Origin of the sequence: Mesorhizobium sp. M7A.F.Ca.CA.001.10.2.1, assembly GCF_003998575.1 — a bacterium.
Classification (GTDB): Bacteria; Pseudomonadota; Alphaproteobacteria; order Rhizobiales; family Rhizobiaceae; genus Mesorhizobium.
The window spans coordinates 1-2,157 of sequence record NZ_RZQY01000844.1 but is presented as its reverse complement, the minus strand read 5'-3'; the positions used below and the strand labels follow the sequence as shown (position 1 = coordinate 2,157).

The 2,157-nt window shown below is 63.7% G+C and carries 1 protein-coding gene and 1 pseudogene; both read left to right on the top strand.

Annotation, left to right across the window (positions count from 1 at the left end):
- Positions 1 to 202, top strand: a pseudogene (locus EN964_RS32485) (hypothetical protein); the annotation flags it as partial.
- A 187-nt stretch (positions 203 to 389) separates the two neighbouring features.
- Positions 390 to 2,157, top strand: a 1,768-nt coding sequence (locus EN964_RS32480; RefSeq protein ID WP_164776219.1) for a bifunctional UDP-sugar hydrolase/5'-nucleotidase, incomplete at its 3' end; no start/stop codon positions are given.

Below are 2,157 nucleotides of genomic sequence, written 5' to 3'. Positions count from 1 at the left end.
CTTCACGACCGTGGCCACCGACACCGGCCAGAAGCTTGCCGACGGCAGCTACACGATGACCGGCGCCACATCGGTGCAGATCAACGGCACCTCGCTGATCCGCCAGACCGCGGTCAGCTTCAACTGCCTGATGGTGTCGACAAGCCAGCTCAACTGCACGAGTTCCAGCGGTCAGAATTTCGTGCTGACAAGGCGCGTCTGAGCCCGCGACCATTCGTTTCCAAGGACGGCGGCCGGTTGGCCGCCGTCCTTTTTTATGCCGGCAAAGGGGTCCCGGATTCCGCTTGCGTCATCCGGAACGCGATGGGAACATGGCCGAAGCGCCGGCTGTTATGTTCCAGTCAAGCAAGAGCGCTAGTGGCCTCTGATCGGCTTTCCGGGAGACGAAGATGAAGAAACTTGCCGCCATTGCAGCCCTGTCAGCCTCAGCACTCGGTCTGTCGGCCGGCGCGTCCTTTGCCGACTACACGCTGAACATCCTGCATATCAACGACTGGCACAGCCGCATCGAAGGCAACAACAAATATGAATCGACCTGCTCGGCGGACGAGGAAACCAAGGGCGAGTGCATCGGTGGCGCGGGCCGGCTGATCACCGCGATCGCCCAGGAGCGCAAGAAGCTGCAAGGCCAGAACGTGCTGCTGCTCAGCGCAGGCGACAATTTCCAGGGCTCGCTGTTCTACACGACCTACAAGGGCAAGGTCGAAGGCGAATTCCTCAACGACATGAAGTTCGATGCCATGGCCCTTGGCAACCATGAATTCGACGACGGCGAGGCGGCCCTGGCGCCGTTCCTCGACATGATCAAGTTCCCGGTGCTCGGCGCCAATGTGAAGGCCAACGCGCAATCCAAGCTCGGCGACCGAGTCAAGCCATCTGTTGTCGTCGAGGTCGGCGGCCAGAAGATCGGCATCATCGGCGCGATCACCAACGACACGCCGGACCTCGCTTCCCCCGGACCCAACGTCGCAATAGAGGATGACGTCAAGTCGATCACCGCCGAAGTCGAGAAGCTCAAGGGCGAAGGCGTCAACAAGATCATCGCCGTGACCCATATCGGCTACAGGCGCGAGCGCGACGTCATTGCCAAGATCCCGGGCATCGATGTCGTCGTCGGCGGTCACAGCCATTCGCTGCTGTCGAACACCGATCCGAAGGCGGAAGGCCCCTACCCGACGATGGTCGACAATCCGGACGGCTACAAGGTGCCGGTGGTGCAGGCGGCGTCCTACTCGAAATATCTCGGCGAGTTCAAGGTGGTGTTCGACGACAATGGCGTCGTCAAATCGGCCAGCGGCGACCCGATCTATCTCGACAAGTCGATCACCCCCGACCCGGCCGTGCTCGCCCGCATCAAGGAGCTTGGGGCGCCGATCGAGGCGTTGAAGAACAAGGAAGTGGCGGAAACCACCGACGTCATCGACGGCAGTCGCGAGAGCTGCCGCACCCGCGAATGCGCGATGGGCAATCTCGTCTCCGACGCCATCCTCGACCGCGTCAAGGGACAGGGCGTCGAGATCGTCATCTCCAATGGCGGCGGCCTGCGCGCCTCGATCGACAAGGGCACCGTCACCATGGGCGAGGTGCTGACCGTGCTGCCGTTCCAGAACACGCTGGCGACGTTCCAGATTTCGGGCAAGGATCTGGTGGCCGGCCTCGAGGGCGGCCTCAGCCAGGTCGAGGACGGCGCCGGGCGCTTCCCGCAGGTCGCCGGCCTGAAGTATTCCTTCGACAAATCCGTCGCGCCCAATGCCGGCCGCGTCAAATCGGTGGAGGTCATGGAGGGCGGCGCCTGGACGCCGATCAAGCCTGACAAGGACTATCTGGTCGCAACCAACAACTATGTCCGCCAGGGCGGCGACGGCTACAAGGTCTTCGCCGACAAGGCCAAGAACGCCTATGATTACGGCCCCGGCCTCGAACAGGTGGTTGCCGACTACCTCGGCGCCCACCGGCCCTACACGCCGAAGCTCGACGGCCGCATCACCGAAATAGCCGCGACCGTCGCCGCGGCGCCTGCGGCCCCGGCAACCGATCCGGCCAAGCCAGCCGAAGCAGCGCCGGCCACGCCGGCGCCCGCACCGGCTGAAGCCGCCAAGCCTGCCGATGCGGCACAGGCAATGCCCGAATTGCCGGCCAACTCGGGCGACATCGCCA